This is a genomic window from Enorma phocaeensis, from assembly GCF_900186505.1.
Lineage (GTDB): Bacteria > Actinomycetota > Coriobacteriia > Coriobacteriales > Coriobacteriaceae > Enorma > Enorma phocaeensis.
Genome location: NZ_LT891970.1, coordinates 114708 through 140102, shown reverse-complemented (window position 1 = coordinate 140102; position 25395 = coordinate 114708). Strand labels below are relative to the sequence as shown.

The 25395-nt window shown below is 61.9% G+C and carries 24 protein-coding genes; 12 read left to right on the top strand and 12 right to left on the bottom strand.

Features of this window, described 5'->3' with window-relative positions:
• Position 1 precedes the first annotated feature (1 nt).
• Both C1717_RS06625 and nudC read left to right on the top strand, forming a co-directional pair.
• Positions 2-1000, top strand: coding sequence for a DUF389 domain-containing protein (locus C1717_RS06625; RefSeq protein ID WP_102372449.1), 999 nt, complete (start codon positions 2-4; stop codon positions 998-1000).
• An 85-nt stretch (positions 1001-1085) separates the two neighbouring features.
• On the top strand, positions 1086-2216 hold the full coding sequence (nudC, locus tag C1717_RS06620; protein WP_245859539.1) for an NAD(+) diphosphatase: 1131 nt from the start codon (positions 1086-1088) through the stop codon (positions 2214-2216).
• 69 nt (positions 2217-2285) lie between these two features.
• Here nudC and C1717_RS06615 read toward each other — a convergent pair whose 3' ends face one another.
• The gene (locus tag C1717_RS06615) at positions 2286-3041 is read right to left on the bottom strand and encodes an AAA family ATPase (RefSeq protein WP_102372448.1); all 756 of its coding nucleotides are present in this window, start codon (positions 3039-3041) and stop codon (positions 2286-2288) included.
• Between the two features lie 341 nt (positions 3042-3382).
• Between C1717_RS06615 and C1717_RS06610 the strand changes: the two genes are divergently transcribed.
• A complete protein-coding gene (locus tag C1717_RS06610) occupies positions 3383-4354 on the top strand; it encodes a DUF1848 domain-containing protein (protein ID WP_102372447.1) in 972 nt (323 codons plus the stop codon).
• 550 nt (positions 4355-4904) lie between these two features.
• Here the strand turns inward: C1717_RS06610 and C1717_RS06605 are convergent.
• Both C1717_RS06605 and C1717_RS06600 read right to left on the bottom strand, forming a co-directional pair.
• On the bottom strand, positions 4905-6125 hold the full coding sequence (locus C1717_RS06605) for an IS110 family RNA-guided transposase (RefSeq protein WP_245859536.1): 1221 nt from the start codon (positions 6123-6125) through the stop codon (positions 4905-4907).
• Positions 6126-6172: 47 nt separating this feature from the next.
• Positions 6173-6463 (bottom strand): IS110 family transposase, encoded by a 291-nt coding sequence (locus C1717_RS06600; RefSeq protein ID WP_425430935.1) that lies wholly within the window; start codon positions 6461-6463, stop codon positions 6173-6175.
• A gap of 438 nt (positions 6464-6901) precedes the next feature.
• Between C1717_RS06600 and C1717_RS10700 the strand changes: the two genes are divergently transcribed.
• From C1717_RS10700 to C1717_RS06565, 8 genes are read left to right on the top strand one after another with little or no spacing between them, the layout of a single operon-like run.
• Positions 6902-7090, top strand: coding sequence for a helix-turn-helix domain-containing protein (locus tag C1717_RS10700; protein WP_219722287.1), 189 nt, complete (start codon positions 6902-6904; stop codon positions 7088-7090).
• Positions 7087-7806, top strand: a complete 720-nt coding sequence (locus C1717_RS06595; protein WP_219722286.1) for a sugar transferase — start codon at positions 7087-7089, stop codon at positions 7804-7806. Before C1717_RS10700 ends, C1717_RS06595 begins: the two co-directional genes overlap by 4 nt.
• Positions 7807-7808: 2 nt before the next feature.
• Complete coding sequence (locus C1717_RS06590; RefSeq protein ID WP_102372445.1) at positions 7809-8930, top strand: glycosyltransferase family 4 protein; 1122 nt, start codon at positions 7809-7811, stop codon at positions 8928-8930.
• Positions 8927-10210: a glycosyltransferase gene (locus tag C1717_RS06585; RefSeq protein WP_102372444.1), complete on the top strand. Its 1284-nt coding sequence runs from the start codon at positions 8927-8929 to the stop codon at positions 10208-10210. Before C1717_RS06590 ends, C1717_RS06585 begins: the two co-directional genes overlap by 4 nt.
• A 25-nt stretch (positions 10211-10235) precedes the next feature.
• Positions 10236-12551 (top strand): glycosyltransferase, encoded by a 2316-nt coding sequence (locus tag C1717_RS06580; protein ID WP_180965867.1) that lies wholly within the window; start codon positions 10236-10238, stop codon positions 12549-12551.
• Positions 12552-12571: 20 nt separating this feature from the next.
• Positions 12572-13621, top strand: coding sequence for a glycosyltransferase family 2 protein (locus C1717_RS06575; RefSeq protein ID WP_180965866.1), 1050 nt, complete (start codon positions 12572-12574; stop codon positions 13619-13621).
• A complete protein-coding gene (locus C1717_RS06570; RefSeq protein ID WP_102372441.1) occupies positions 13614-15029 on the top strand; it encodes a lipopolysaccharide biosynthesis protein in 1416 nt (471 codons plus the stop codon). Before C1717_RS06575 ends, C1717_RS06570 begins: the two co-directional genes overlap by 8 nt.
• Positions 15030-15089: 60 nt before the next feature.
• Positions 15090-16217 carry an LCP family protein gene (locus C1717_RS06565; protein ID WP_102372440.1) on the top strand — a complete coding sequence of 376 codons (1128 nt, stop codon included), beginning with the start codon at positions 15090-15092 and terminating at the stop codon, positions 16215-16217.
• Here the strand turns inward: C1717_RS06565 and C1717_RS06560 are convergent.
• Positions 16214-16693: a Crp/Fnr family transcriptional regulator gene (locus C1717_RS06560; RefSeq protein ID WP_102372439.1), complete on the bottom strand. Its 480-nt coding sequence runs from the start codon at positions 16691-16693 to the stop codon at positions 16214-16216. The two genes, C1717_RS06565 and C1717_RS06560, sit on opposite strands and share 4 nt — an antisense overlap.
• Before the next feature lie 119 nt (positions 16694-16812).
• Here C1717_RS06560 and C1717_RS06555 point away from each other — a divergent pair, with 119 nt between their 5' ends.
• The gene (locus tag C1717_RS06555; protein ID WP_102372438.1) at positions 16813-17238 is read left to right on the top strand and encodes a TIGR04076 family protein; all 426 of its coding nucleotides are present in this window, start codon (positions 16813-16815) and stop codon (positions 17236-17238) included.
• 60 nt (positions 17239-17298) lie between these two features.
• Here C1717_RS06555 and C1717_RS06550 read toward each other — a convergent pair whose 3' ends face one another.
• From C1717_RS06550 to C1717_RS06515, 8 genes are all read right to left on the bottom strand, one after another.
• Positions 17299-17694 carry a hypothetical protein gene (locus C1717_RS06550; RefSeq protein WP_102372437.1) on the bottom strand — a complete coding sequence of 132 codons (396 nt, stop codon included), beginning with the start codon at positions 17692-17694 and terminating at the stop codon, positions 17299-17301.
• A 14-nt stretch (positions 17695-17708) separates the two neighbouring features.
• Positions 17709-17933 carry a hypothetical protein gene (locus tag C1717_RS06545; protein ID WP_102372436.1) on the bottom strand — a complete coding sequence of 75 codons (225 nt, stop codon included), beginning with the start codon at positions 17931-17933 and terminating at the stop codon, positions 17709-17711.
• A 278-nt stretch (positions 17934-18211) separates the two neighbouring features.
• On the bottom strand, positions 18212-18667 hold the full coding sequence (locus tag C1717_RS06540) for a hypothetical protein (protein WP_102372435.1): 456 nt from the start codon (positions 18665-18667) through the stop codon (positions 18212-18214).
• Between the two features lie 113 nt (positions 18668-18780).
• On the bottom strand, positions 18781-19806 hold the full coding sequence (locus C1717_RS06535) for an Abi family protein (protein ID WP_102372434.1): 1026 nt from the start codon (positions 19804-19806) through the stop codon (positions 18781-18783).
• Positions 19807-19866: 60 nt separating this feature from the next.
• Complete coding sequence (locus tag C1717_RS06530) at positions 19867-21000, bottom strand: helix-turn-helix domain-containing protein (protein WP_102372433.1); 1134 nt, start codon at positions 20998-21000, stop codon at positions 19867-19869.
• Positions 20993-21637 carry a hypothetical protein gene (locus C1717_RS06525; protein ID WP_102372432.1) on the bottom strand — a complete coding sequence of 215 codons (645 nt, stop codon included), beginning with the start codon at positions 21635-21637 and terminating at the stop codon, positions 20993-20995. The genes C1717_RS06530 and C1717_RS06525 overlap by 8 nt, the downstream gene beginning before the upstream one ends.
• A gap of 162 nt (positions 21638-21799) precedes the next feature.
• On the bottom strand, positions 21800-23203 hold the full coding sequence (locus tag C1717_RS06520) for a restriction endonuclease subunit S domain-containing protein (RefSeq protein WP_146003668.1): 1404 nt from the start codon (positions 23201-23203) through the stop codon (positions 21800-21802).
• Positions 23200-25179 (bottom strand): type I restriction-modification system subunit M, encoded by a 1980-nt coding sequence (locus C1717_RS06515; protein WP_219722285.1) that lies wholly within the window; start codon positions 25177-25179, stop codon positions 23200-23202. Before C1717_RS06515 ends, C1717_RS06520 begins: the two co-directional genes overlap by 4 nt.
• Between the last annotated feature and the right edge of the window lie 216 nt (positions 25180-25395).

Below are 25395 nucleotides of genomic sequence, written 5' to 3'. Positions count from 1 at the left end.
TATGGCATGGTTGCGCAAGGTGCTGCTCGGTGGCGAGCTCGATCCGTCCATGGTCGCCAGCGCTGAGCGCTCCGGGTTCGTTACGATCGATGAGCCGCTGCGCCAGTACTCGTCATTCTTCTTGAGGCTTGTCATCGCCACGGTGATCGCTACAGCGGGCATCGCGGCGGATTCCGCGACGACCATTATCGGCGCCATGCTGGTGGCTCCGCTCATGTCTCCCATGCTTGGCACCGCGCTTGCGGCTGCGATCGGCAGGCCCCGGCGGACGATCGCGACCTTCGGGCTCACGCTGGTCGGCATGGCGGTTGTGTTCGTTGTCTCGATCGGGGTCACCGCCATCATTCCGGTCGATGTCGATCTGAGCACCAACTCGCAGGTGCTCGCGCGTACCTCTCCGCGGCTGGTCGATCTGATCATCGCTCTTGCCGCCGGGTTCATGGCGGCCCTGGCCTCCCTGCGCCGCGACATCCCCGATGCGGTTCCGGGCATCGCGATCTCGGCTTCCATCGTGCCCCCGCTGTGCGTGGTGGGTGCTGCGTTCTACGAGGGCGTCCCAGGCTCTGCGCTCGGGGCGCTGCTGCTGTTCATCACCAACTACGTAGCCATCCAGATCGCCGGGGCGGCGGTGTTTTTGCTGGCTGGCCTCGGCACCCGCGAGTTCTCGGTCATGGAGGGCAAGGCCCGCGAGACGTGGTACCTCGCGGTGGCGCTCGCCTCGGTCGTGGTCGTGCTGCTGCTCGGAGCTTCGAGCATGGGGGTGATCCACAGGAACGACCAGCTTCGGAAGGTGCAGGATACCGTCGCTGCTTGGGTGGACGGGTCCGACTACCGCGTGTCCCGCCTCGAGTTCGAGAACGATGCTTTGAGGATCGAGATCGCGGGCTCGGGAAGGGTTCCCAGCGCCGCCATCCTTGATGACGACCTTGCCGATGCAGGGGTCGAGCTCGACGAGCTTTCGCTCGCCGTGGTCGAGGAACATCGGATCTTGCATGGATGACCCCCTCGAATCGCCGGCAGCTCCGGCAGCGGTCTTGCCTCAAGGTTCGCTGGGTATAGGGGAGAGGATTGAGAGGAGCAGCGCGATGGAGATGGATGCAACAGGCAGGCCGGCTTGCGGCAATGGGTTTCAAGACCGGCTCGCCCTTGCGCAGACGGTGGTCGACCTCGATGTCGAACGCCGCGGCGAGGACGGTCTCATAGACCGGTTGCTCGCAGATGCCCGCACGCGCGTGATGCTGGTCGATGGCGGACTCGTGGCGGTGCCGCGCCGCGCGCACGGCTTGGCTCCGGAGGCGCTGGACTGCGCGGAAGACCCCGCTGCTCCCCGGCCGGATGCCAAGGCGCCCGCAGGCGAGGTCCCGCTTGCCTTCATCGAGCTTGCCGAAGCGCGCTCGATCGCAGCGCTTGAGGGCTGCCTCGCAATCTATCTCGGCATCAACCGCACCGCGGAACCTGAGGTTCCCCACCTCGCTCTCGACATCACGCGCGCCACGGACGTGCCGCCCGCGAGCCATCGCGGTGCCGACGCCGAGTTCGAAGCCGCTGGCGTTCCTGCGCTCGGCACGGTGCGCCGGCGCTTCGATTGGGTCGAGCTGCGCTCCTTTGCGCCGAGTGCCACCCAGCTCGACGCCGGTCTCGCCACGAGCGCGGTGGCGGTGAGCATGTGGCATGCCGGCCAGCGGTTCTGCCCGGCGTGCGGCGCGCCCGCGCGGCCCGCGCTCGCTGGTTGGGCTCAGACCTGCTCCAACCCTGCCGACCCCGACCGGCTGCTCTTTCCGCGCATCGAGCCGGCGGTCATCACGGCGATCGTGGATGATGACGACCGGATTCTCCTGCAGAACAACACCGCGTGGCGACCGCGGTTCTTCTCGGTATCCGCGGGGTTCGTGGAGGCGGGCGAGAGCCTCGAGCATGCGGTTGCCCGCGAGGCGATGGAGGAAGTGGGCATCGAGCTCGACCAGATCCGCTATCTGGGTTCCCAGCCGTGGCCGTTCCCCGCGTCCATCATGCTCGGTTTTCGCGCTCATGCCCGTACGACCGACGCCCGCGTGGACCACGAGGAGGTCGCTTCGGCGCGTTGGTTCACGCGGGCTGAGCTCGCGCGCGCCGTCGAGGCCGGAGAGGTCGAGCTTCCCGGACGGGCGTCGATCGCGCGCCACATGATCGAGGACTGGTTCGGAGCCCCGCTCGGCGGGATCGGCTCCCCGTCGTAGGCGCGGATTGTCGACGCACGCGCCCTAGATGCCCGTGGCTTCTTCAAACGGCGATGCCGCGGTTTGGTTCTAGGAGGGCAGCAGCTGCTCGAGAATCTGCTGTCGCCGGTTAATGAACATCTCCATGACCTGGTAGTGCTCGGTCTCCTCATAAGCGACCTCATGGATGTGCCCGTCATCGAATGAGAGGATGCGGGCGCCGGGCATGCCGATCAGGATGGGGGAATGCGTGGCGATGATGAACTGCGCGCCGTGCTGTGCGAGCAGGTGGAGCTCGTAGAGCAGCGTGAGCTGGCGCATGGGGGAAAGCGCCGCCTCGGGCTCGTCGAGCAGGTAGAATCCGTTGTCGGTGAACGTGTTCTGCACCAGCGCCAGGAAGCTCTCGCCGTGTGATTGCTCGTGGAGCGACTTGCCGCCATAGCGCGCGTAGTAAATCTCCTTTGGTGTGAGGGATCGACCGTCGTCGCGATACGACTCGGCGGCGCTCGCGACGTTGTAGAAGCTTTCCGCACGCAGGAAGTAGCTCGTTTTGGGACGGCGGACGCTCCTGATGAGGTGGACCGCCTCGTGGAGCGAGCCGTGCGAGTCGTACGTGGTGAAGCGGTAACCCTGGGAGCCGCCTTCGGCGTTGAGTCCAAAGGCCACCGCCATGCTTTCGAGTAGGGTTGATTTGCCCGACCCGTTCTCGCCGACGAACAGGGTGACAGGGGTGGTGAACTCGATGTGCCTATCGAAGTGGAGGGCGGGGATGCCGTGGGTGTAATCGCTGCTTGGGACGACATCCCAATCGATGGAGACACGGGTGATAAACGGCTGGATGTCCATGGCGCCTCCTTTGTTCGCGCAGTTCCATCATATCCTGTGGTGCGGACATGGTTGCGGCCTTGGTATTCCAATGTGGAATGTAGGCGAACAAATGTTCTTACTCTTGGTATAATCGACACGACAGTGAGAGGGTTATGGCATGGCTGCGTACGAGAGCACCTGGTAGTGGTGGGTAATTTGCATATTTTGCAAATTGCCCATCTTGGCATTTCTGCTGGTAGCGGCCAGTAATATGGATGTTTTGCATATTGCTCATGTCGTATAAGTCTTCCAGTTGTCGCGCAAATTGCGACAACTGAACTGATGAAACGCTGAAGCCGTGATGGGGGAGGTGAGTGCGCATGATCATCAACACGGGCGGGCGGACGGATACCGTGCAGTACTACACAGACTGGCTGCTCAGGCGGTTTGCCGAGGGCTACGTGCTGGTGCGGAACCCGCGCTTTCCCGAGAAGGTCACGCGCTACGAGCTCGACCCGTCGGTGGTGGACTGCGTCGTGTTCTGCTCGAAGAACTACGCGCCCATCCTGCCGCGCCTGGGCGAGATCACGGGCCGCTTCAACACGTATTTCTTCTACACCATCACCGCGTACGGACGCGACATGGAGCCCGGGGTTCCGGATGTCGATGCGAGTATCGAGACACTTATCGAGCTCGAACGCATCGTAGGGCGCGAGCGGATCGTCTGGCGCTACGACCCGGTGCTGTTGAGCGAGCGTTACACCACGGAGGCGCATCGGCGCACGTTCGACGATATGGCTCGCCGCCTGGCGCCGTATGTGAGCCGCTGCGTGTTCAGCTTTGTGGAGCCGTACCGCAAACTCGACCGGAACATGCCCGAGCTTCTGCCCCTTATGGAGGAAGAGCGCACCTACATGGCGGAGCTCTTGGGTGGCAGCGCGCGCGAACACGGGCTGCGCCTACAGGCATGCGCGACGCGCGAGGATTACTCCGCTTATGGCATCGAGCGGGCGGGCTGCGTGACCCTGGAGGCGCTTGGTGCGGCGAACGGCGTCGCATTCAGGCAGCTCGCACATCGCGGCATGCGCGAGGGCTGCGCCTGCATGGAGATGCGCGACATCGGGGTGTACAACAGCTGCCCCAACGGGTGCCGGTATTGCTACGCGAATGCCGATGCCCGAGGAGCGGCAAGGGCGTTTCGCGACCAACACGACCCGGAGTCCCCGCTCATGCTGGGGCATATCATGCCGGGTGACGTGGTGACGCAGGCAACGCAGCGGAGCTACCTTGCCGCGAGACCCCGAGCAACGCTGCAGATCGCTGCCGCAGGGCAGGAACATCTTGAGTTGTAGGGGATGGCCTTTTCGCATGGTGAGCATGGCAGCCGACGCATATGAAGGGTGCGTCTGCCGATGCCTGCGCGACAAGTTCCGAGCATCTTGTTCGTAAGGCGGGGGATCATCAGCGGCGTGGGAAACGCTCGTGGCGCTGTGCCGCGGGTCGCCGATCGCCATGGCGAGAGAGCGCGAGCCCATTGCAAGCATACGTTGATTTACATGCAGTATTTTGAAAAAGTGCGTACCCGGTGTAGCTTTTTTGACATGCGTGGTAAGCTGAGGAAGGTGCCACGCGAGCGCGCCGCTAACCGTACCTAAGGGATGCGGCCGGTGTCGCTTCGCGTCTTCTGTGTTGGATGAGTGTTGTGGGGAGAGCGATCATGGATTGGTTGAGGTCCACGGATGCGTCCGGCTGCACTGCTGCGTGCGCATACCGTGAATCAATGAATGAAGCGGGGGGTGTTCCTATAGTTTTGTCAACTGATTTTGTTGGCAAAGATCACTGCTTTCGAGCATGCTGACGCCAGCCCTTGTCGGGCTGGCGTTTTTCTATGGCTCTGGCTAGCTAGGCCGAGTACGGGACCTTGTCCCTCATGATCGCGTAGATCACCTTCATCCTCTTCCTGGCGACCGCCTTCAATGCCTCTCCGTGGCACATGCCGCGATCCCTGCATTTGCGGTAGTAGTCGCCGAACCGGCCCCTGCTCCTGCTAAGCGAGTTGCAGGAGAAGATGAGCAGGTTTTTCAGCCTCTTGTTTCCCTGGCGCGAGGCGCTCACCGACGATATCGACTTGCCTGACTGGCGGTTCCTGGGAGCGATTCCGCAATACGATGCGAGGTGGTCGTGGTCGGGGAAGTCGTCGATGTCGATGCTTATCACCAGCTCCGATGCGGTCCTTGGGCCGATTCCTGGGATGGTCAGCAGGCATTCGTAAGTGCCGTCCTCGACGAGCAGCGCCGTTATCTCCGTGTCGAGCCTTGCGGCTTCCTCGGCGGACTCCCTGATACGCCTGGCAAGCATCCTGACCTGCGGGTTCTCTGCCATGACCTGGTATTCGGACGGGCGCGTCGACGACGATATCGCCGCCAGCGCGGCGTCGATGCGCGCCCTGTTCGCGCCGCGGGTCACGGCGCCGACGGCAGGCTTGCCGGCATCCAGGATGCCCCAGGGGCCGCCCAGGGACTCCATCATCTTCAGCCAATGGGGATCGGCCAGGTCGGCCAGCGCCTCGAACGCGGGGCAGCTTTCCAGGAGTATGCTCCTGAGCCTGTTCTTGTCACGGGTGGAGCAGGTGACCATGTGGTTCCTCTGCGCCGCCATCGACCTTGCGGCCTCGAGCCTCTCGTCGCGCCTTGGCACGGGCAGCAGCGAATCCGGGATGCCGAGCGCCGTCTTGGCTATGACCGCGGCGTCGCGCTCGTCGGTCTTGGCGTCGCCCGCGAACAGCTTGGCAGCTCCGTGGGCGGCGATTCCCGGCAGGTAGGCGACGGGCAGCCCGGCCAGCCTTGCCCTCGATATCGCCAGCGACCCGATGTTGCGCACTTGGTCGACGACGACCAGCGTCCCTGCATCCACTCGGGCGAACAGGCTGTCCAGGTCATGCTCGGTGTTGGCCACGGGGCCGCTGGCGAGGATCTCGCCCTGCCTGGTCACGTGGCACGCCCAATGGGAGAACTTCCCGACGTCGAGGCCTATTACGGCAGGGCAGGCGGTGGCTTCGGTCAGCATGATGGTATCCGTCCAATCGTCGGTCGATCGGAATGCTGCCTCGCGCGACACCCACATTACCTGGCCGTGGCGCTCTTTGGTCGGAGGAGCCCGGCAGTTTCCTATTAGTCGTNCTTGGCAGCTCCGTGGGCGGCGATTCCCGGCAGGTAGGCGACGGGCAGCCCGGCCAGCCTTGCCCTCGATATCGCCAGCGACCCGATGTTGCGCACTTGGTCGACGACGACCAGCGTCCCTGCATCCACTCGGGCGAACAGGCTGTCCAGGTCATGCTCGGTGTTGGCCACGGGGCCGCTGGCGAGGATCTCGCCCTGCCTGGTCACGTGGCACGCCCAATGGGAGAACTTCCCGACGTCGAGGCCTATTACGGCAGGGCAGGCGGTGGCTTCGGTCAGCATGATGGTATCCTTCCAATCGTCGGTCGATCGGAATGCTGCCTCGCGCGACACCCACATTACCTGGCCGTGGCGCTCTTTGGTCGGAGGAGCCCGGCAGTTTCCTATTAGTCGTCAGAAGCAGCGGCGCCCGCGTCGGCAACACCCCCCGGGCCCTCAAGGGGCAGGGGCATAAGGCCGTCCGCGGGCGCCCGATCGGCAGTCCCTCGGGACATATGTCAATCGTAGTCCGACCGTCTAAGCGGATGGCTTAAGCGATTGGGCTAACTACTTCTCAAACTGTAATGGGGCGCTTCTAAAGGCCCTCTAGCGTCGGCCGCGGAGCCGGAGCTTCCAGCGAAATCGTCGCCACGCAAGCGCGGTAGGAAAAAGCGCGAGTTCACCAAGACACAAGAGCACCTAATTGAATACATAGCCGCAAAGACTGCGGAATGCGGTGGCGTGCAGCTGACGAAGCGCGAGCTCGCCCAGATCGTTGGGTGCAACGTGGGGACCGTCGATCGCCTCATGAGCGACCTGAGGCGTCGCGGCGTCATCGAAGAGGAGATGCGCTTCAACGACTCTGGCGGGCAAATCGCGAGCATGTATCGCTGCGCCGGGCGTCCGTCGCAGCGCGGAGGTGCCGCGTGAGCGGATACCCTAAGCGCGAGTATGGGGGCGCATCCGGAGATCGCCGCTTCTCCCATTGCAGCAATCTGGGGTCACCGGAAGCTTCCCTAGAGCGCCTTCGCACGGGGCGGTTGGGATACCGCGCATTCAAGCGAACATTCGATATCGGGTTCAGCCTAGCGGCGCTGATCCTGTTTTCCTGGTTGTTTCTCCTCATTGCTTTTGCGATCAAGCTGGATGATCCAACCGGTCCGGCAATCTTCAAGCAGGTGCGGGTTGGTCGCGATGGCAGTGAGTTCGTGTGCTATAAGTTTCGCTCCATGCACGTCGATGCGGAGTCCCTCATAGAAGAGCTCATGGTTTGCAACGAGAAGGATGCTCCCGTCTTTAAGATGCGAAGGGACCCTCGGATTACGCGCGTGGGCAGGGTGCTTCGCAAGGCGTCGCTCGATGAGCTGCCTCAGTTTTGGAACGTGCTCAAGGGGGACATGTCCGTTGTCGGCCCGAGGCCGGCGCTTCCGCGCGAGCTGCCGGGATATCCTGCTCGTGCGCTGCCGCGCTTTGGCATTCGCCCGGGTATTACCTGCTATTGGCAAACGCGGAGAAACCGGGACTCGATCACGTTCGACGAGTGGATGGACTTGGACCTGCTCTATCTCCAAAAGGCCGGGATCTGGACCGACATCAAATTGATCATCCAGACGGTGGGTTGCGTGCTCACGTTCCAGGGGGAATGAGCATGCGCATAGCCATGATAGGACACAGGCACTACGGCTCACGCGAAGGCGGCGTGGAGGTTGTCGTGACAAGGCTCGCACGCAGTCTGGCGGAGCTTGGGCACGAGGTCGTCTGCTACGACCGGAGCGGTCTCGATGCCGCGGCGGGCAGGGAGTCTCGTGGCGAGCGTATCGTGGACGGTGTTCGGGTGGTGCCTGTGAAGACCGTCGATGCCAGGGGCTTGGCAGCGCTTACCTCGTCGTTTGCAGCGACGGTGGCTGCCGTGAGGGCAAGGCCGGATATCATTCACTATCATGCAGAGGGTCCATGCGTCCCGCTTCCGCTGGCGCATTACGCCGGCATTCGCACCGTCGCGACCATTCATGGTTTGGATTGGCGCCGCGCCAAATGGGGGCGCGCGGCAGCGGCGTATATCCGCCTTGGAGAGCGGTCGGCAGCGCGCTTCTCCGACGCCCTCATCGTGCTCTCCCAAGCAGCGCAAAGATACTTTACGAATGCCTATGCGCGAGAAGCCCATCTTATACCCAACGGGGTCGATCCCGGCGAATCCCGGCCAGCGGATGCGATCTGCGCGCGGTGGGGCCTCGAGGAGGGATCGTACCTGCTGTTCGTGGGCAGGCTCGTGCCAGAAAAGCGCATCGAGCTCCTCATAGAGGCGTTTCGAGGCATCAAGACGGACAAACGGCTCGTCATCGCAGGCAGTGGCTCGGACACGTCTGCGTACGAGCTGTCGCTGCGCAAGGCGGCGGCAGGAGATGGGCGGGTGCTCTTTACGGGGTTCGTCGGGGGAGAGGTGCTCGCGGAGCTGTATTCATCCGCATGCTGCTATGTGCTGCCTTCGGATGTCGAGGGCATGCCCATGAGCCTGCTCGAGGCGATGTCCTATGGGTGCTGCTGCATCACGAGCGATATTCCGGAGTGCGCCGACGTCATCGCTGATGCCGGGTTGACGTTCCGTGCGGGAGACGCCGCCTCGCTTCGCGACAGGCTGGTTGCCGTGCTCGAGGGCGGGGCGGCGATGCGCTCGCTTGGCTCTGCTGCGCGTGACAGGGTGCGCCTCAACTATAGCTGGGATGCCGTTGTGCGGCGAACGTTGGAAGTGTATAGGGGGGTCGTCGCGTGAGGATCCTGCTCGTAAACAAGTTCCACTATCGTCGCGGCGGGGCGGAGACCTACTATCTCGAGCTCGGAGCGGCGCTCGAGCGCCAGGGCAACGACGTGGCGTACTTCTCGATGAAGCACCCTCAGAACATCCCTTGCAGGTGGGAGCGCTTTTTCGTTACGCAGCGGGAGTACAACGATCCCCGTGGGCGTCTCGCCGCGCTTCGCGATGGCGCCGCCTTGCTGTATTCCTGGGAGGCGCGCCGGTTGTTTCAAGCGCTGTGCGAGGAATTCCAGCCCGAGGTCGTCCACCTCAACAACGTGCACCGGCAGATCACGCTCTCCATCCTCGATGCTCCGTACCTTAGAAAGCGGCAAGCGGGAGTTGTGTACACCGCGCATGACTACATCACGGTCTGTCCGAGCTATCTTCTGGTAGATGGGTCGGGGGAGCTGTGCGATCGCTGCGTCGCAGATGGCAGGTACCTCCACTGCCTGCGCCGGCGCTGCGTCAAGGAGTCGAGGGCGAAGAGCGCGCTCGCCGTTGGCGAGGCGTACCTTAATCGAGCACTGCGCATGCCCGAGAAAATCGACTGCGTGATCGCTCCGTCGCGCTTCATGTCCTCCATGCTCGTCAAAGGCGGCTGGCCCGAGGGGAAGGTTCGCGTGCTGCGGAACTTCGCAGACCTTTCCCAAGTGAACCGCACCTGCATGCAGCGCGATGCGCAAGACCGCAGCCGGCCCTATTTCCTCTTCGCTGGAAGGCTTTCTCCCGAAAAGGGACTCATGGACCTCATCGAAGCCTTCCGGATTGCCGGGGGGGAGCTTTCCGGCTGGCGGTTGGTGATAGCGGGCGATGGGCCCTTGCGCAGCGCTGTGGAGCGAGGCGTCGAGACGGGGGAGCGAGGGAGCCACATCGAGTTCGTGGGATACCAGAGCGGAGAGACGCTCCGTCGCCTTATCGAGTGCACGGCTTTCAGCGTGGTCCCCTCCCGTTGGAACGAAAACATGCCCTTTGCCATCTTGGAGTCGCTTGCGGCAGGGACGCCGGTTATCGGTGCACGAATCGGCGGGATTCCCGAGCTCGTGGGCGACGGGAGGACGGGACTGCTGTTTACCTCGCGCGATCGCTTGTCGCTTGCCGGTGCGCTCCAACGGGCGGCGGCGCTCTTCTGCGACGAAGGGGCCTATGAGGCGATGCGGGGTGCGTGCCGCCGGCGCGCGCTTGAATGCGGCGACTCCGATTGCTATGCGGGGCGGATATCCGCTTTGTACCGAACGCTGATAAGCGGGTCGAGGTGATTCGGATATGGTGCGCGGAGACGGGATGCATCGGGTGATCGACGCGATATGCCTCATCTGCTTCAATCTACTGCTGTTCGAATCGGGCATACAGGCTGCGACGGGTTTCACCCTCATCGACGAGCTATGCGTTCTCGCCCTTGTTGCCGGCGCGCTCGGTGGCGTCCTGCGACGCGATCCGCGTGGGTGGTGGGCCGCGCACTCTCGGCCTTGCAACGCGGCGATTGCGGCGCTGGTGCTCCTTGCCCTGCTTGTTGCGGTGGGGCTTTTGGGCAACCTCGTACACGCCGTGCAGCTTCAGTTCGTCCCCATCGCGATCGACATCTTCGCCTTTGTGAAGTTCCCCGTATCCGCGCTCTCCGCATGGATCGTCATGAAGGACCGGAAGAGGCTGTATGGGCTGGTTTTGGCAGAAGCCAAGCTGCTCGTTTCCATCATGCTCATCTTAGCGATCGCGAACCTTTGCATGGATATTGGTATGGGGACGGATCCGCGCTACGGCTTGCGCGCGTCGTTCAAGTTCGTGCTGCCGCATCCGACGTTCGTGAGCTTCGGATGCGCGGGGATCATCATCCTCATGCTGCCCGAGCGAAGGGACAACCTCGGCTGGATCGTGGCATGCCTTGTTGTTTGCGCGCTCACGCTGCGCACGAAAAGCCTCGGCTTCGTTGCGCTGGCGGCGCTCTGGCTGTTCGCCACGAGGGGAGGCCGCACCCCGTCGCTCGGTTTTGCGCTCGTCGCGCTCATCGCCGTGTTCGCAATCGGTTTCAGCCAGTTGCGCTACTACTTCTTTACAGACGGCTTTGCCCGGGCGGAGCTCATGCGCGCCTCCGTGCGCATCGCGGCGGATTGCTCGCCTATCGGGTCGGGGTTCGCAACCTTCGGTTCGAACGTGACGGCGAGCCCACAGTATTATTCGCCTCTGTACTACGCATACGGCCTTTCCACGGTATGGGGCCTCGAGCCGGGTGCTGCCGATTTTGTAAGTGATTCCTTCTGGTCGACGGTTATCGCGCAAACGGGATGGATCGGCCTTCTGCTCTACATCGCGATGGTCGCGATGCTCTTCCGAGCGCTCTGCATAAGCGATGCGCGGCAAGCGCCCTCCGTGCTGTGCTGCCTATGCTATCTCCTTATCAGCAGCACATCGGAAAGCGCCTTCTTCAACCCAGCTTCGATTTTCCTCGCGGTCTGCCTCGGTTTGGCGCGTGCGGCGAACGCCGGGGTGGATACTGCGGATGAGATGCGCCGGGATGCCGCTGTCCTGCCGCCCGATCGGGATGAGGCGCTGCCCGATACGGAGGGGGCAGCTGCGCCCGTGGTGAGCGTGGTCGTCCCGGTGTACCAGGCCGGTTCGTATCTGCGCGCGTGCGTCGACAGCATCTTGGGGCAGACGCTCGGAGATCTCGAGCTCATCTTGGTGGACGACGGGTCTTGCGACGGGTCGGGGGCCATCGCAGATGGTTGCGCGAGGATGAGCCCGCGCGTCAAGGTGATCCATGCGCCGCATGGCGGGGCCGCTTCGGCGCGCAACCGCGGAATCGAGGCCGCCTCGGGGCGCTACGTTGCCTTTGTCGACGCTGACGATTGGCTCGAGCCCCAGATGTACGAGCGACTTTGCCGCTGCGCCGCCGCTTCCGGTGCGCAGATCGTCTACTGCGGCATGAAGGAGGTCCATCGCGGGGAGGTCCGCTTCGTGAGGCGGCAGGCGCTTTCGGGCCATATGCTTCGAGGAGCAGGGGAGATAGCGCGATTCAGGTGCGGGTATTTTGGAGCGTTGCCTTGCAAGAAAAAGGAGGAGGATATCCTGTCTTCAGCTTGCACGGCGGTGTTCGATAGGTCGCTACTCATGGAACGGGACGTACGCTTTCGCGACGTGCGCAGCGAGGACATCGTGTTCAACATCGAAGCATGCAAGGAAGCGGACGCGATCGCCTTTATCGGGGACACCGGATATTGCTATCGGAAGGACGGCCAGCCGTCGGCAACCTCCTCGTTCGACGATGGGGTGATAGCGAGCTTCTTTCGCTTGTTCGAGCTTATGCGGCAGATGGCATCAGACGAGCCGGAGGAGACGCGGGATGAGTGCCTCCTCAGGGTGCGGCGCTTCATCATCGATTATTCCCGCGTGCTGGTTGTGCTCATCGCTCGCTCGCCAGTTGCCTGGGACAAAAAGGGTGAGCTCATCGAGGCGGTTTGCTCAAGCGGCGCGCTGCGCGCCGCACAGGAGGGGTATCCATTCTGGAGGCTGCCCGCCGCCCAGGCGGTTTTCTTCATATGCCTGAGGGCGAGGATGGTCTTGTTGCTGCGGGCGCTTGTGAAGCTGCGGGGTGCGCTATGAGCGCCGTGGAGGTGGCTGCAATGGCTCGTCGGCCGTTGTTCAGCGTAATCGTCAACGCTTACAACGTACGCGGCTATATCGAAGACGCACTGGCGTCGATCAAGGCGCAAACCTTCGAGGACTACGAGGTGATTCTTGTCGACGACGGGTCGACGGACGGCACGGTCGACGTGCTTCGCTCGTTTGCTTCGTCAGAGTCTCGCGCATGCGTGCTCGCTCGCGCGCACCAAGGACTTCTCTTGGCGCGCCGAGCTGGGCTTCGCGCGGCGCGGGGAACCTATGTGCTGTTCCTCGATGCGGACGACTGCCTCCACAAGCGAGCTCTTCAGCGATGCGCGGAGGCTATTGGCTCGACGGGAGCGGATATCGTCATGTTCCGTTATTCGAGGGAGGCGGATTTCTCGGAAGGTGAGGAGACGGGCGCGCCGGCGCCGGGACTATATCGAGGGGCGGCGTTTCAAGAGATGAGGGAGCGCTTGTGCCGCGCGCAGTCCGTCAGCATCTGGGGGAAGGCGTTTCGGCGCTCCTGCATCGATATCGAGGATGATTGCGCGCCGTATGCCGATCTGGTTCAGGGCGAGGACCTCTTTCAGAACCTACCTATCTTCGATCGGGCGTCATCGCTTGCTTGCTTGAGCGACGTGCTCTACTTCTACCGGGCCAACCCTGCGTCGCTTACGGCTGATTTCCAGCCGGGCATGCTCGACGACTACGCTGTCGTCTGCCGCAGGCTGCGAGAGTATGCGCGGTCGTGGGGCGCTGCGTGCGGGGAGCAGGCGCTTGCGGGAGAAGCTGGCATGTATCGCTTCGCCCTGGGTCTGGCGAGCGATCGCATGCGGCCCGCTCGAGCTGGTGCATTTGAGCAGGTTCGCCGTGCGATGCTGCGAGACGGAGCATTGTCCAGGGCTTTCGAGGCGTCCATCCCGCGGCACCAGCGCCTTCTGTTCTCGCTTCTTCTGCGCAGGCGTTGGCTCCTGCTCCAGCTGTGCATCTCGCTCGGAGGCATGCGGTACCGCCTCGCGCGCATGCTGGATCGCCAGAGGTCGAGTTGGGGGCGTCATCATGGCTGAGCTCAATGAGGGTGGCGGCGTGCAGCGAAACCTGCTTTACGCCACGGCGGCCCAGGCGCTCTCGTTCGCCGTGAGCGCTTGCTCGATGCTCATCGTTCCGCGCGCGCTCGGCGTCGAGGGATACGGATATTGGCAGCTGTTCTTCCTCTATTCCGGCTATGCCGGACTCGCGTTGCTCGGGATGAACGACGGGCTGGTCTTGAGGCTTGCCGGCAAAGCGCTCTTCGAAGTCGACCGCGCTGCGTATAAAGGAGAGTTCTGCGTGGCGATGGCGCTCCAGCTGGCCTTGCTTGCGCCGGTGGCTTTCTTGCTCATCGTGCTTCAGGGCGCTGGCGAGCGCATGCTGGTTTTCATCTGCGTGTTTCTATATTGCCTGGTTGCGAATGCGTACGTCTTCCTGTCGAGCCTGCTTCAGGCGGTGAACCTTACGTATGTGCAATCTAGGGGCTATATGCTTTCCCGCACCCTCTGCCTGGCTTTTCTTGCGGTGCTGATTGCATGCGGGGCCATGGGGTATCTCCGGCTCATCGTCCTGTTCCTCGCGGCGCAGGTGCTCGCCTTGCTGTACCTGTGCCTATGCGTAAGGGCAGCGCTCCGAGGGGTTCGCCCCGATGTGCGCGCCGGTGCGCGCGACGCCCTTGCCGATGTGCGATCAGGGCTCAAGGTGATGCTCGCCTACCAGGCCGACCAGTTGACCATGGGGTTCACGCGGATGATGGTTGATGCTCGCTGGGGAATCGCGGTGTTTGGGATGTTCTCGCTCGCGAGCTCGCTCGTATCGTTTTTCCTCACGTTTGTCTCGCAGGTATCTGCGGTGCTCTTGCCGGCGATCAAGCGAATCGAGGGGGAGGGCGCCCATCAGGTCATGGGGATGCTCGAGGATGCGTTGAGCGCCCTGCTTCCCATGGGGTACCTGCTCTATTTCCCCGTTTGCGCCTTTGTCTGCTGGTGGTTGCCCCAGTATGCGGCGGGCATGGGCTTCTTGGGGCTGCTGCTGCCGATATGCTTCTTCGATTCGAAGATGAACATCCTGTGCGTGACCTACTTCAAGGCGTTTCGAAGAGAGGGGATCCTGCTCGCCATCGATCTGGTTGCCATGGCGCTCTCCATGCTTTCCGCAGGATGGGCGGTGTTCTTGATGGACGATGTCACCGCGGCGGTGCTCGGCATGGTGTGCTGCATCGCGCTGAGGAGCGTGGCTTCCGAGGTCATGCTCGCGCGCATGTGCGGCCGTCGTGTGGGGAGGCGCCTTGCTGCGGATATCGCACTCGCATGCTGCTTCTTGGTTTTCACGCAGGTGGTTTTCGCTCCCGGGGCGGTGCTTGCCTCGGTGGCGGCGTATTACGTCGCGACGAGGGAATCGCTTGCCTCCTGCCTTTCGCTTTTGCGGCGGCGGGGCATTCCGTAGAAGGTTTGAATCGTTTGGCCGGGATATTCGATGTAGCGAACGACGAGAAGGGTGCGAGATATGCAAGACAGCGAGACGAACGAGAGCAGGATGCAGGAGCAGGATAGCCATACGGCGTCGAGAAAAGAAGGGGGTACTGCTCGATCCAAGCGCGTCCCGCGCGCCGTCAAGATATCCGTGGCGCTGCTCCTTGTGCTCATCGCTGCGGGGGCAGTGGCATGGGCATGGATCTCGAGCCTCGAGGCGGAGATGAGCTTGGGTGTGGAGGAGCGCAGCGAGCTGGAGGACGTATTGGTGGAACCCGCGCAAAGCGAGCAGCAGGAGGCGTTCTACACGTTGATCATAGGCTCGGATTCTCGTGGCGACGGGGCTGCATCCCGATCGGATACCATCATCCTCGCGCGAGTCGATATTGCTGCTGCCCGTATCACCCTCGTCTCCATCCCACGTGACACCATGGTCTACGGCGAGGATGGATCGCTGGAGAAGATCAACGCAGCGTATAACGACGGGCCCGCTTCGACGGTGCGCGCAGTTTCGGAGTTTGCCGGGGTGGATATCGCTCATTACATCGAGGTGGATTTCAGGGGACTCGAGCAGATCGTCGATGCGCTCGGCGGGGTGCGCGTCACCATTCCCGAAGATATCTCCGCGGGGAACGGTGGGATGGCGTTCTCGGCGGGCGAGCAGGTTCTTACCGGCGAGCAGGCGTTTGCCTACGCGCGCGAGCGGTATACCGTATCGGGCGGGGATTTCGGCCGCGCGAGAGCGCAGCGCCAGATCGCCGAGGCGATTATCAGCCAGGTCCTCGCTTCCGGTCCAACTGAGATACCTGGCATCGTTTCTATGCTTGCTCAGAGCATCGGCACCGATCTCGCGCCCGCAGACATCATCTCTTATGCGCTTTCCCTCCAGGGTTCGGGGCAGCCGCTTACCACCTATTCGACCGTGGCGCCCAGCTATGCGCTCAACCAGGACGGCGTCTCCTATGTTGCCACCATGTATGACGAATGGCGCGCGGTGATGCAGCGCGTGGACGCAGGGCTCGATCCGTCTGACGCCTCGGTCGCTGTTCCTGCCGAGCAGATTGCCAACGAGCGTCTTGGTTCTGCCGCAAATGCTGCCGGTCCTCGCGATTATGCCGGCCTCGCCGCTGGGTCGGGGCTCACGACCGCGGATGCGCGCTAGCCGGTCTTCGCAGGCGATCGCTCCTCCGGCTGGCTTTGGAGGGCGCGATGGTGGCTCTGGTGGGCGCTCTCGAAGATGAGCAGGCTGATGTAGCGGGCGTAGCTCTCGAGCATCGCCTGCGAGAACTCCGGGTTGCGGTGCAGCAGCTCCTGCATCTGCCCGATGGAGAACTCCATGGCCGTGACCGGTGTGACCGCGGTCGTGACGAGCGAGAGCTCGATGGTGAACTGCGAGCGATGGCAGCCGGGGAACACGCTGTCCGCCCCATGGAAGTAGATGGTCTTCTTGGTGCCGTCCTCGTCGTGGAGCGCCGTCTTGATGATGCCGCGCTCGGTGTAATAGGCGCGCTCGATGTACTCGCCGGGCATCCAGAGTGCCTCGCCCGCGCCGAACACGTGCAGCTTATGAGGTAGCGTCGCGAGCTCGTCATGAAGCGCGGAGAAGTCGTTGCGGTAGAGGTAGCGCGGGGTGACCACGACGGGTCCTTTCGACAAAAGAATTGTATCTGTTTCCGCCTTATGTAGCCTAGGCAACAGACGGGCGAGCCCTGTGAGCGGGATAGTGTCCGCAGCAAGTTGAAACGGAGGAGCTAGCTATGAAACATCAGTGCAAGGTGACGGTGCTCGAGACCAAGTGCTTCCCCGAGTTGCAGGAGCGTTATCTGGCGGATCCGGCGAGCGGGCCGTGCCCGTGCTTTGCGGCTGGGCAGGAATATCTGTTCGAGCGCCGGGACGGCAAGGACGACTTCTGGCATTTCGGGCGCGACCTGGACCCGAAGTTCCCCTGCGCAGAGGCGTGGGATTGCATCAGCCGCTACATCTACACGGCCCTGCAGGGCGGCTCCATCATGCATGGCTGGACTGCGGACGAGCGCATGATGATCGCCTGCTGCAACGACGGCACGCGCCCCGTGGTGTTCAAGATTGAGCGCATCGACATCCCCGAGACGGACGCCGAGCGCACCTGGCTCGCCGAGCAGGATTTCTTCAACAGCGCTGAAGATGCGTATACGGGGGCTTAGAGACTGCAGTGGGGCGTATTGGTGCCCCGGTGCGCCCGCGTCGGATTCATCAGCTATAAGCTAGCTCAGGGTCATTGAGCCGGAGAGTCTCTGGCACCGTGCCGTTTTCCATCTGTTCTCAGGATTGCGGGCGAAGTCAAAGATAATCTCTTCATTGTTGTTCAGGAAGGTGTTAAGCTTTGCGATCTCATGGTCAGAGAAGCCGTCGATATTGCTCCATCTGTGCGAGGGGAGGGAACGCTCCGCGGAATCGGAGCCCCAATCGCGCGGGCGCTCAATGGAAATAGCCGCTGTGTCGTTGCCCAGGATATCCGAGTATGCGATGAACGTTTCATCGGGAAACTCGGTGTAGCGCCAGAATATGGCTCCTCCATTCTGCGGTTCGCGTCCCTTTATCCTGCTGTATTTCTGGAAGAGATAGGCCAGTAATTCGGGCGCAGACCCCGAAATCTCCAAGCTCTATCCCGAGGTCACGCATCAAGAAACGTCTCGTGCATTAACGCCGTCTTGCGGTCGGCTTCCCGCAGGTTGCAACGGTGTATCTCATCCTTGATCTCATTGAATGCTCCACCGGACATGGCGACAAGAACCCATTCGCCGTTTTCCATGATAGCGACCGGTTCTCCTGCCGCGATGCACATATCGTAGAAAGCTTCGGGATTTGATCCCATGGCGTCGATGTCGACAGACCTCATCGTTCGGCCTCCCTTGCGCACGGTATTCCGGTCGTTGATGAAAGTGTAGGTGCTCGTGCGGACAAGGTTTTGCTGCGTGAAGAAGCGGGGTGCATGTCAGTTTCTCCTAGTCGGATGAGCGCGGCGCGGTGTCATTATGTATGCGGGCGCGGCGAGTTCAGGCAGCGCGACACGGCGGCGCGCTGGTACACCTCGTCTCGGATCGTCGTGTAGTTCTTGACCGCTGCGATTCTGTTGGCCATCGGTTACTCCTCGTCCGCGATGCCCACGATCTCGCGCTACCGCTTCATCGTCTTGCTCTCGTCGGACGCGGCGCCCGCGTTGGGGAGTCCGGTCTTTCCGGCCTGCTTGGGTGCTCCGCCCTCGAACAGCCACGGCTCTGCCTCCTTGAGCGCCGCGACGTCGCCGTCGTGGTCGTCGAGCAGTGCCGTCGCGGCCTTGACGTTCCGCACACCGGCTAGGCGCAGCTCGTACTCCACACGATCCACCTTCGCTCGCGCCTGCACTTCCGCGATTTCGGCTCTCAGCCCCTCGGCGGCCTCTGCGCTCTTCGAGGCGTCGGCAACCTGCGCCTCCAGCTCCGCGATGCGCGCGTCGCGCTCGACGAAGGCGCGCTCATAGCCGTCCCCGGTACCTGTAGCGTCAACTGAGGCGTCCGTCACCGGCTCCGCCGCCGCGTCCTCTTGGGTCTGCGCCGCGATGCGCATCTTCGCGCCATCACCATCAGCAGCCATATAGTCACCTTCCCGTCATCGGGCAGGCAACTAAAGAGCCTGCGCCCGGTAATCAGGCACAGGCTACAACGCTGTCACAGATTCGCATAAGGTGCTCGTGGCGCTTCAGCACGTCAGGAGAGGCCGAGGACGCCCTTCCATTCTGCGGGGAACCCCATCGGTGCGAGGTCGACGCCGGGGTGCGCGTCGACGAGCGCGGCGAGCTCGGCGGCGATGTACCCCCACTCCTCCGGCCACGACCGCTCGTAGATCCTCTTAATGATGAGCAGGGTCGGGAACTGCTTGGCCCCGGCGTACGCGCGATCCTGCCGAAGCATGAGGGGCTGGATGGTCATGAGGCGGTTGTAGAAGCGGTCGTGATGGGCCGCGATGTTGCGCACCGTGGTCAGGTGATGCGCCCAGCTCCCGAGATAGCGGGGCTTCGTCCCGAATGAGGAGGCCACCAGCGCGGCGACGCCCTTGTCTCCGTCCCCGCGCCCAGCCCCGGGGTCGAGGTTGCCATAAAGCATGGAGAGCGTGCCAAGCGACATGATCTCTACGGCCGCCCACACGGGAAGCCTGCCGTACTTGTCCATGTTGTGGATGACGCAGGGAACGCCCTGCCGGTACGCCCGGTCGCGCTCGCGTACGAAGCCCTTTAAAGCAGCGGCATGGGAGTGCGCGTTCTTGAAGTTTGCGAGGTGAAGGTAGGCGTCCACCCCGCATCGGTTACCGAGGTGGTAGGCGAACTGCGTTCGGAGTTTGACCTCGATAGGAGCTATGGCGTGCCAGAGCCACTCCCGCAGCCCCGCATCGAGCTGGTAGATCTCCCAGACGTCGTTGAAGCTCGCACCCTCCACGAGCCTACCCTCGCGCTCCAGTGTCAGCCAGTAACCACGGAGGCGATAGTAGTTTAGATCCTTGAGCTTGGCAATGGCGAAGTCCTCATCGCCTATGTAGAGACCCCGCTCTTCGAGCTTGGCAAGCTGCTGCTCGAACGTCGTGGCAACGGGGAGGGGCCGAAAAGAAGATGACCCCGCCTGGTTCGCTGCGTTGCCGCGCGCGTGCGGGGTACTATCGGTATTATTTATACCACCCTTCGCGGTCTCGGAACAACGAATCTTGCCGTCCTTTTCGGTCGACGACCCATTTTCCATCATTCTCGGAGCGCCTCCTAACACAGCATCGATTGCCACAGCTCTGACATCCCTCTAGCTATCCTACCTGCTGGGAAGCTCGATAACCTGCCCCCACCCAGTGTGCGGGACCTTACGGCAACCTCCAAAGAGCATCATCATGAAGTCTCCAGGAAGTGCCGTTGCCTTTACAAACTCATCCTCTGACCCCGTTATCGACCCTGTGATGATGTCTAGGCATTTCCGAGCCAAGGCCGGGCGTTCCGGGGCCATTTCCTCATCGAAGGGCTCCGTCTTGCGCCACTTACGTCTGCTGATGGAGATGTATAAATTCCTGTAGCCGTCTTCACTGATGATGCCAAGGTCTCTGGTTCTGCGCACCATAGCGGCTATTGAGACCTTCCAGTACGGCTTGAGCTCACGGTACCCATCAAGGCTAACGCTATAAAGAGATTCAACGAACTCCTGCTCGGGAAGAAGCAACGCCGAGGCGAAGCGATGCGCTTGAGTCTCGATGAGTTTGCAGATCGCCGGTGTCGATAAAGCCGTTGCGTCAACGCCTTGATGGAGTACGAGATGCCCCAGCTCGTGCGCGCAATCGAAGCGCCATCGACAGGCGTTGCCCTGGTCGGTTCCAACAATAACATAGGGATGTTTCTCGTTCCAATCAACGGAGAGCGCATCCAGCGTGTCGGCATTGAGTGGCATCATGAACACAAAGAAGCCATGCTTCTCGAGAAGGCCAACCATGTTGTCTATTGGTCCTTTGGGCACCTCCCAAGCCAACCTGACCGAAGCGGCCGCGTCTTCGATCATGTCTACCGTTATACGCGCAGGGTCACTTGGCACGTCGATATCGAACGGCGAATACTCTGGGAGCTCGAGCATCGATTCGAAATACGCTACGCAGTCATCGATCCATTCCAACTTGCTCTCGGCAGCGCCGCGCGCTTTTTTGGTGGCAGCAGACATGGATCGATAGAAAATGGGCTGGTTCGAACCATGATCAACCCAAGGCCGGTACAGCAGCTCGACGGGGACTTGCAGGGCTTGTGCTATCGACTCGACTACCTCAACCGGAGGGACGATTGTTCCACTCTCATACTGAGATACCGTTTGAGAGGTCTTTCCGATAAGCTGTGCCAGCGCCTTTTGGGTCATGGTTCGCGCCTTGCGCGCCTGCGTAAGCCGCCTCCCTTGGAACCCTAGATTAGGCATGCTTCCTCAACAACCTTTCCTTTGGCTTAATGTCGAAGTCGTCGTACACGACCTCATGGTCGGCAACGGAGCGCGATTCGACCTTCGCGGCGAGATTCATCCGATAGGTTACCAGTTCAGGGGAGGTTCCAACCTCCTGAAGCTCGATGTCGGTAACGATGGGGCTGTCTCCCGCAATTCCGACCTCGTATGCCAAGATGAGCACACGGACGTTATCGTTTGGCGCCGAGGTCATGTCGCCCATTCCGTCGAATAGCTCGAAGCGCATCTGCGCTAAGTCGCAGCGAAGTCCCGAAGGTCGAGAAACTCGATTGTGTCCGTACATGCGAGCTACTGTGAGTACGGTGCCGTCCGCGGTGATGACCGGAGTATGGTAGCGCTGCCTCTCGGGCTTCTCGAAATGACAAGAGAGCCCCATGGCCGTCGCGACACCCCCAATGGCCTCGTTTATTTTCGCGCGACGGATGTCGCCGACCACGTCACAGCTACCAACATCCTCGAACAGGGCGCTGCTGCCGTTATAGGCAGCAGCGTCGGCGGTACGTATAGCTTTGACCACACGCTCCCCGAACGCGGGACCGCCGAGCGGCGCGAGGATTTCAATCTCATGACTGGTGTAGGCACTGAAACTCTGCAAAGATGTCTCCTTACACGACTATGTTTTGTAAGTAGAATAGCAATTTCTATCGAAAAATGAAAGTGATGTAGCAAGACATATTCCGCATGATCGTCTTGTCCGTGGCAAGTAGCTTTTTCCGGCTACTTGGAAAGTGCGGGGTTCTGCCCCCGAAACCGGACCCTACTCCGCCGGAGTCACCCCAATCGAGAGGTCAATCTGCTCCTGTGCCCGCCGCACGGCCTCGTTCTCCATCCGGTCGGCCTCGGCGGAGAGCCTGACGGACTCGTCCATGAGGTTGGCGATGCGGTTCTCGTTCGCTTCTTCAAGACGAGGAATGCGTATCGCTTGAATATCTGACGGGTCGAGGTGCGGAATGGACGTGCCGTAGGCGTTGCGCACAACATAAGGACGACCGAGAACGGGATCGTTCAAAAAAGTGAGGAGGTAGCCAGGCATTATCTCGCAGGGATTGACGACGATGCGAAGAAGATCATGGCTGCCGAACAGTCCCTCGTGGTTCTCGGTGAGCATGAGAGACCTGCCCAGGATGCCGTACTTTTGACCGGAACACGCCATGACAATCATGCCATCATGGAGGACGTAACGCTCCCATCCACGAATCAGCTTGGCATAAATCATCTTCGTGGGTTTGGCGTTAACGTCAAAGAGCTCCGATGCGGACACGTAGGGCATCCCGCTCTCTCCGTATGTGCGAGCAAAGCGTGGAAGGTCCGAGGCAAATGTCGTTACATCGCTGAGCTTGCTTGTCGGGTGGCCCGCAAACAGTTCTTGGATTCGCGCGATAGGGCCGTTATAGTACCCGGCATCGAGACGCTGCCTTCCTTTGAAAATGTCCGAAACTCGAAATGACCCGTGCCATTCACTCGCGTTAGCCGCCGTTGCACTGTCCCATCCGACAAGCTCTTCGAATAGCTTAAATGCCTCGTCACGGAGCTGCCAGGCGCGAGTGCGGCGCTCGATCGCGGCGACGGCGATGGAGCCTATCTCGCTCCTGACGACATCCTCCGGCATGATGACAGGGAACGTCTTCGCGTGGGCCACCTCGATGTGCTTGATCATGTGACCGTACTGTGCCGCCTGCGCGACCTTCATAAAGAAATCCGTCTTCAGGTAGGCGTAGAGCCATCCGTACTCACGCTCGTCCTTCGGCACAATACGCAGGAGGTCATGCGTGACGACCACGCCGAGGTGATGTGGGTAGACAGCGGTCACCTTGCCGACCACGCCGGAGCATGATAGGAGCAGCCAGCTGGAATCGACGTATCTCGACTGCTCCTGCGAGACGAACGGCTTGGCGAGCCACTTCCTGACTCGCGGGAAGTCCTCGAAGACCTGTCCAGCGGTCATGAACGGCAATCCTTTGCCGGCAGGCATTTCGTAACCAGCGAGCCTGCTCGGTTGCCAAATATCCGCCAACTCCCCCAAAACGGAGCAGCCCGGTGTCTGCCGGGCGAGGCGCGTGAGCCCATACCCGTCCCGCAGATAGGTTGAGGCCTCCAACCTGATGTCGCCGCCGAGGATGGCGGAAACGCTCACCGGCCTTGCCGTGATCTTCTCGCTCACTGGTCCCGCCGCCATTCGAGGAACGCCTTGGCGATTGCCCCGGTGTCGTCGTCCACGACGCGCTCCGTCGAGGCGTGAGCGCTCTCGTCGTCGGAGGCGACGATGCCGGTCACCGCATCGGTCTGCTCGCGTACGATGGGGTAGCCGTCGTCGTCGCGCACGTAGGTGGTGTTGCCGCGCTTGTCGTGCCCCACGTGGTCGCATACGGCCATGAAGATCTGATAGTCCATGATCGAGCCGTTCTCAAACCACGCCTCTTCCCGCGCGTCCAGGCGGCGCACCACGAGCACCGACGTCTGCACGCCCACGTTGGGCTGGAACGTGTCTGGATGCATATCGACAGATGCCAATATCCACGTATGGCGGAAGAGCCACTGCCGCACGAAGCCGAGGCCTGGGTTGCCAAGGATGCCGTTGGGGATGACGATTGCGGCCACGCCACGCCCCGGCTCAAGCAGCTTAACGCACCGCTCGATAAAGAGGATCTCCGGCGGGCGCGAGACGAGCTTGTCCTCCATGACCCACTCCAGCTCGGCCTCGTCCCACACCCACGAATGGCCAAAGTCGAACGTCTTCAGGATCTCGGGATCGTCGATGGGGATCTTCGAGCCGAAGGGCGGATTCGTCAGGATCGCGGTGACACCGTGGTCCACAGTAAGGGTCTTGTTCTCCTTCACGTCCTCGGCATCGAGCCTGAGCGCCCGGCGCATCTCGGACGAAAACGCCGAGAACGGCTCGAGCGAGTTGGCATGAAAGAGCTGCCCCGCGCCGTCGTTGTTCATGACCATGTTCATCTTTGAGGCGCGCACCAGAATGGGGTCGAAGTCGATGCCGACGATATTGTGCTGAAGGAAGGCCTTCTTCCGCTCCTCCACCACCTTGTCCCTCGTGGACTCCTTGCGGCCGCTCTCATCCACCGACTTTTTGATTTTCTCGATGACATGGTTCATGGCGGTCACTAGGAAGCCGCACGTCCCCATGGCCGGGTCGAGTATGACGTCCTCCTCGGAGGGGTCCACCATCCGCACCATCATGCTGCACATGTTGCGAGGTGTGAAGAACTGCCCCTTGTCACCGCGAAGGTTCGACCCCACGATGGTCTCGTACGCGTGCCCCTTGATGTCCACGTCGCTCTCGAGCAGCGAGAACATCTGGAGCTGCCCGACGATGTAGGCGATCACGTCGTCGGTCAGTTCGATGCGCTCGTCGGCCTTGAAGATGCTCTTGTAGGAGCCCTTCACGGCACCGAACAGCCTCTCAAGGCGCTTGCGGCACCGCTTTTTGCCGCTGGTGCTGTGCCGCTCGACGGGCGTGATGTAGAAGGTCGGCGCAGGTGAGTCGCGCTCATCCTGAATCTTGCAAAAGATTATTTTAAGCAGCTCCAGAAAGGCGTCGGATTTCTGGATACCCTGGTTGCCGGCGATGTAGTTGTGGCACCTGCGGAACGCGTAGAGCAGCGAGTCGCTCGCGGCGGGACGGAGCTGCCCCCACTGGGGTGCGTCCTCGGAAACCTCCTCGCCGGCGTGGGGCAAATCCGCTACCGTCTCGTGTGTCCTCCTGCCGGACTCGTCTGTGATGAGGCGGTATGTCAGCAGTTCGTCGCCGTTGGTCCACATGCCGTACTGCGCGTTTGCGCAGGCAGCGGCATACGACAGCATCTGGTCCACGCCGTCCCTCTTGCCCTGGCTCTTCGTCTTGGGGTCCTTGCACTCCACGACGATGAAGATGTTCTCCTGCGTGTGCTCCTGCCTGGGCTGCCAGATGGCGATGTCAACCCTCTTGCGGTTGCTCCCGAACTTGATGGGGAACTCGACCCCGATCTGCTCTCTTTTGTACTTGTGCTCGCGCACGAGCGACTTCAGGATTTCCTGCCGCACCCGCTCCTCGGGTGTGTCTCGCCGCTGTGTGGTGCCGTCGATGTAGTCCAAGATGGTCTCTGGCTGGATGACGGAAGCCTTGTCAACCTGCAGTGCCATGGTCATGCCCCTCCGCATCCGTTGCGCCGCTTACTCTAGCGCATCCCTCCATCTCGCGGCGGATGAGCCCCTTGATGTAGCCCTGCCGGTTGTCCTGTGCGGAGAGAAACGACCAGACGTCCCGGTCGGCGGGATAGAAACGCAGACAGATCTGACGCGTCTTATCCCTTTTGTATCTCCTATCGGCCCGCTTTTGGGCATCGGTGGGCATGGGAC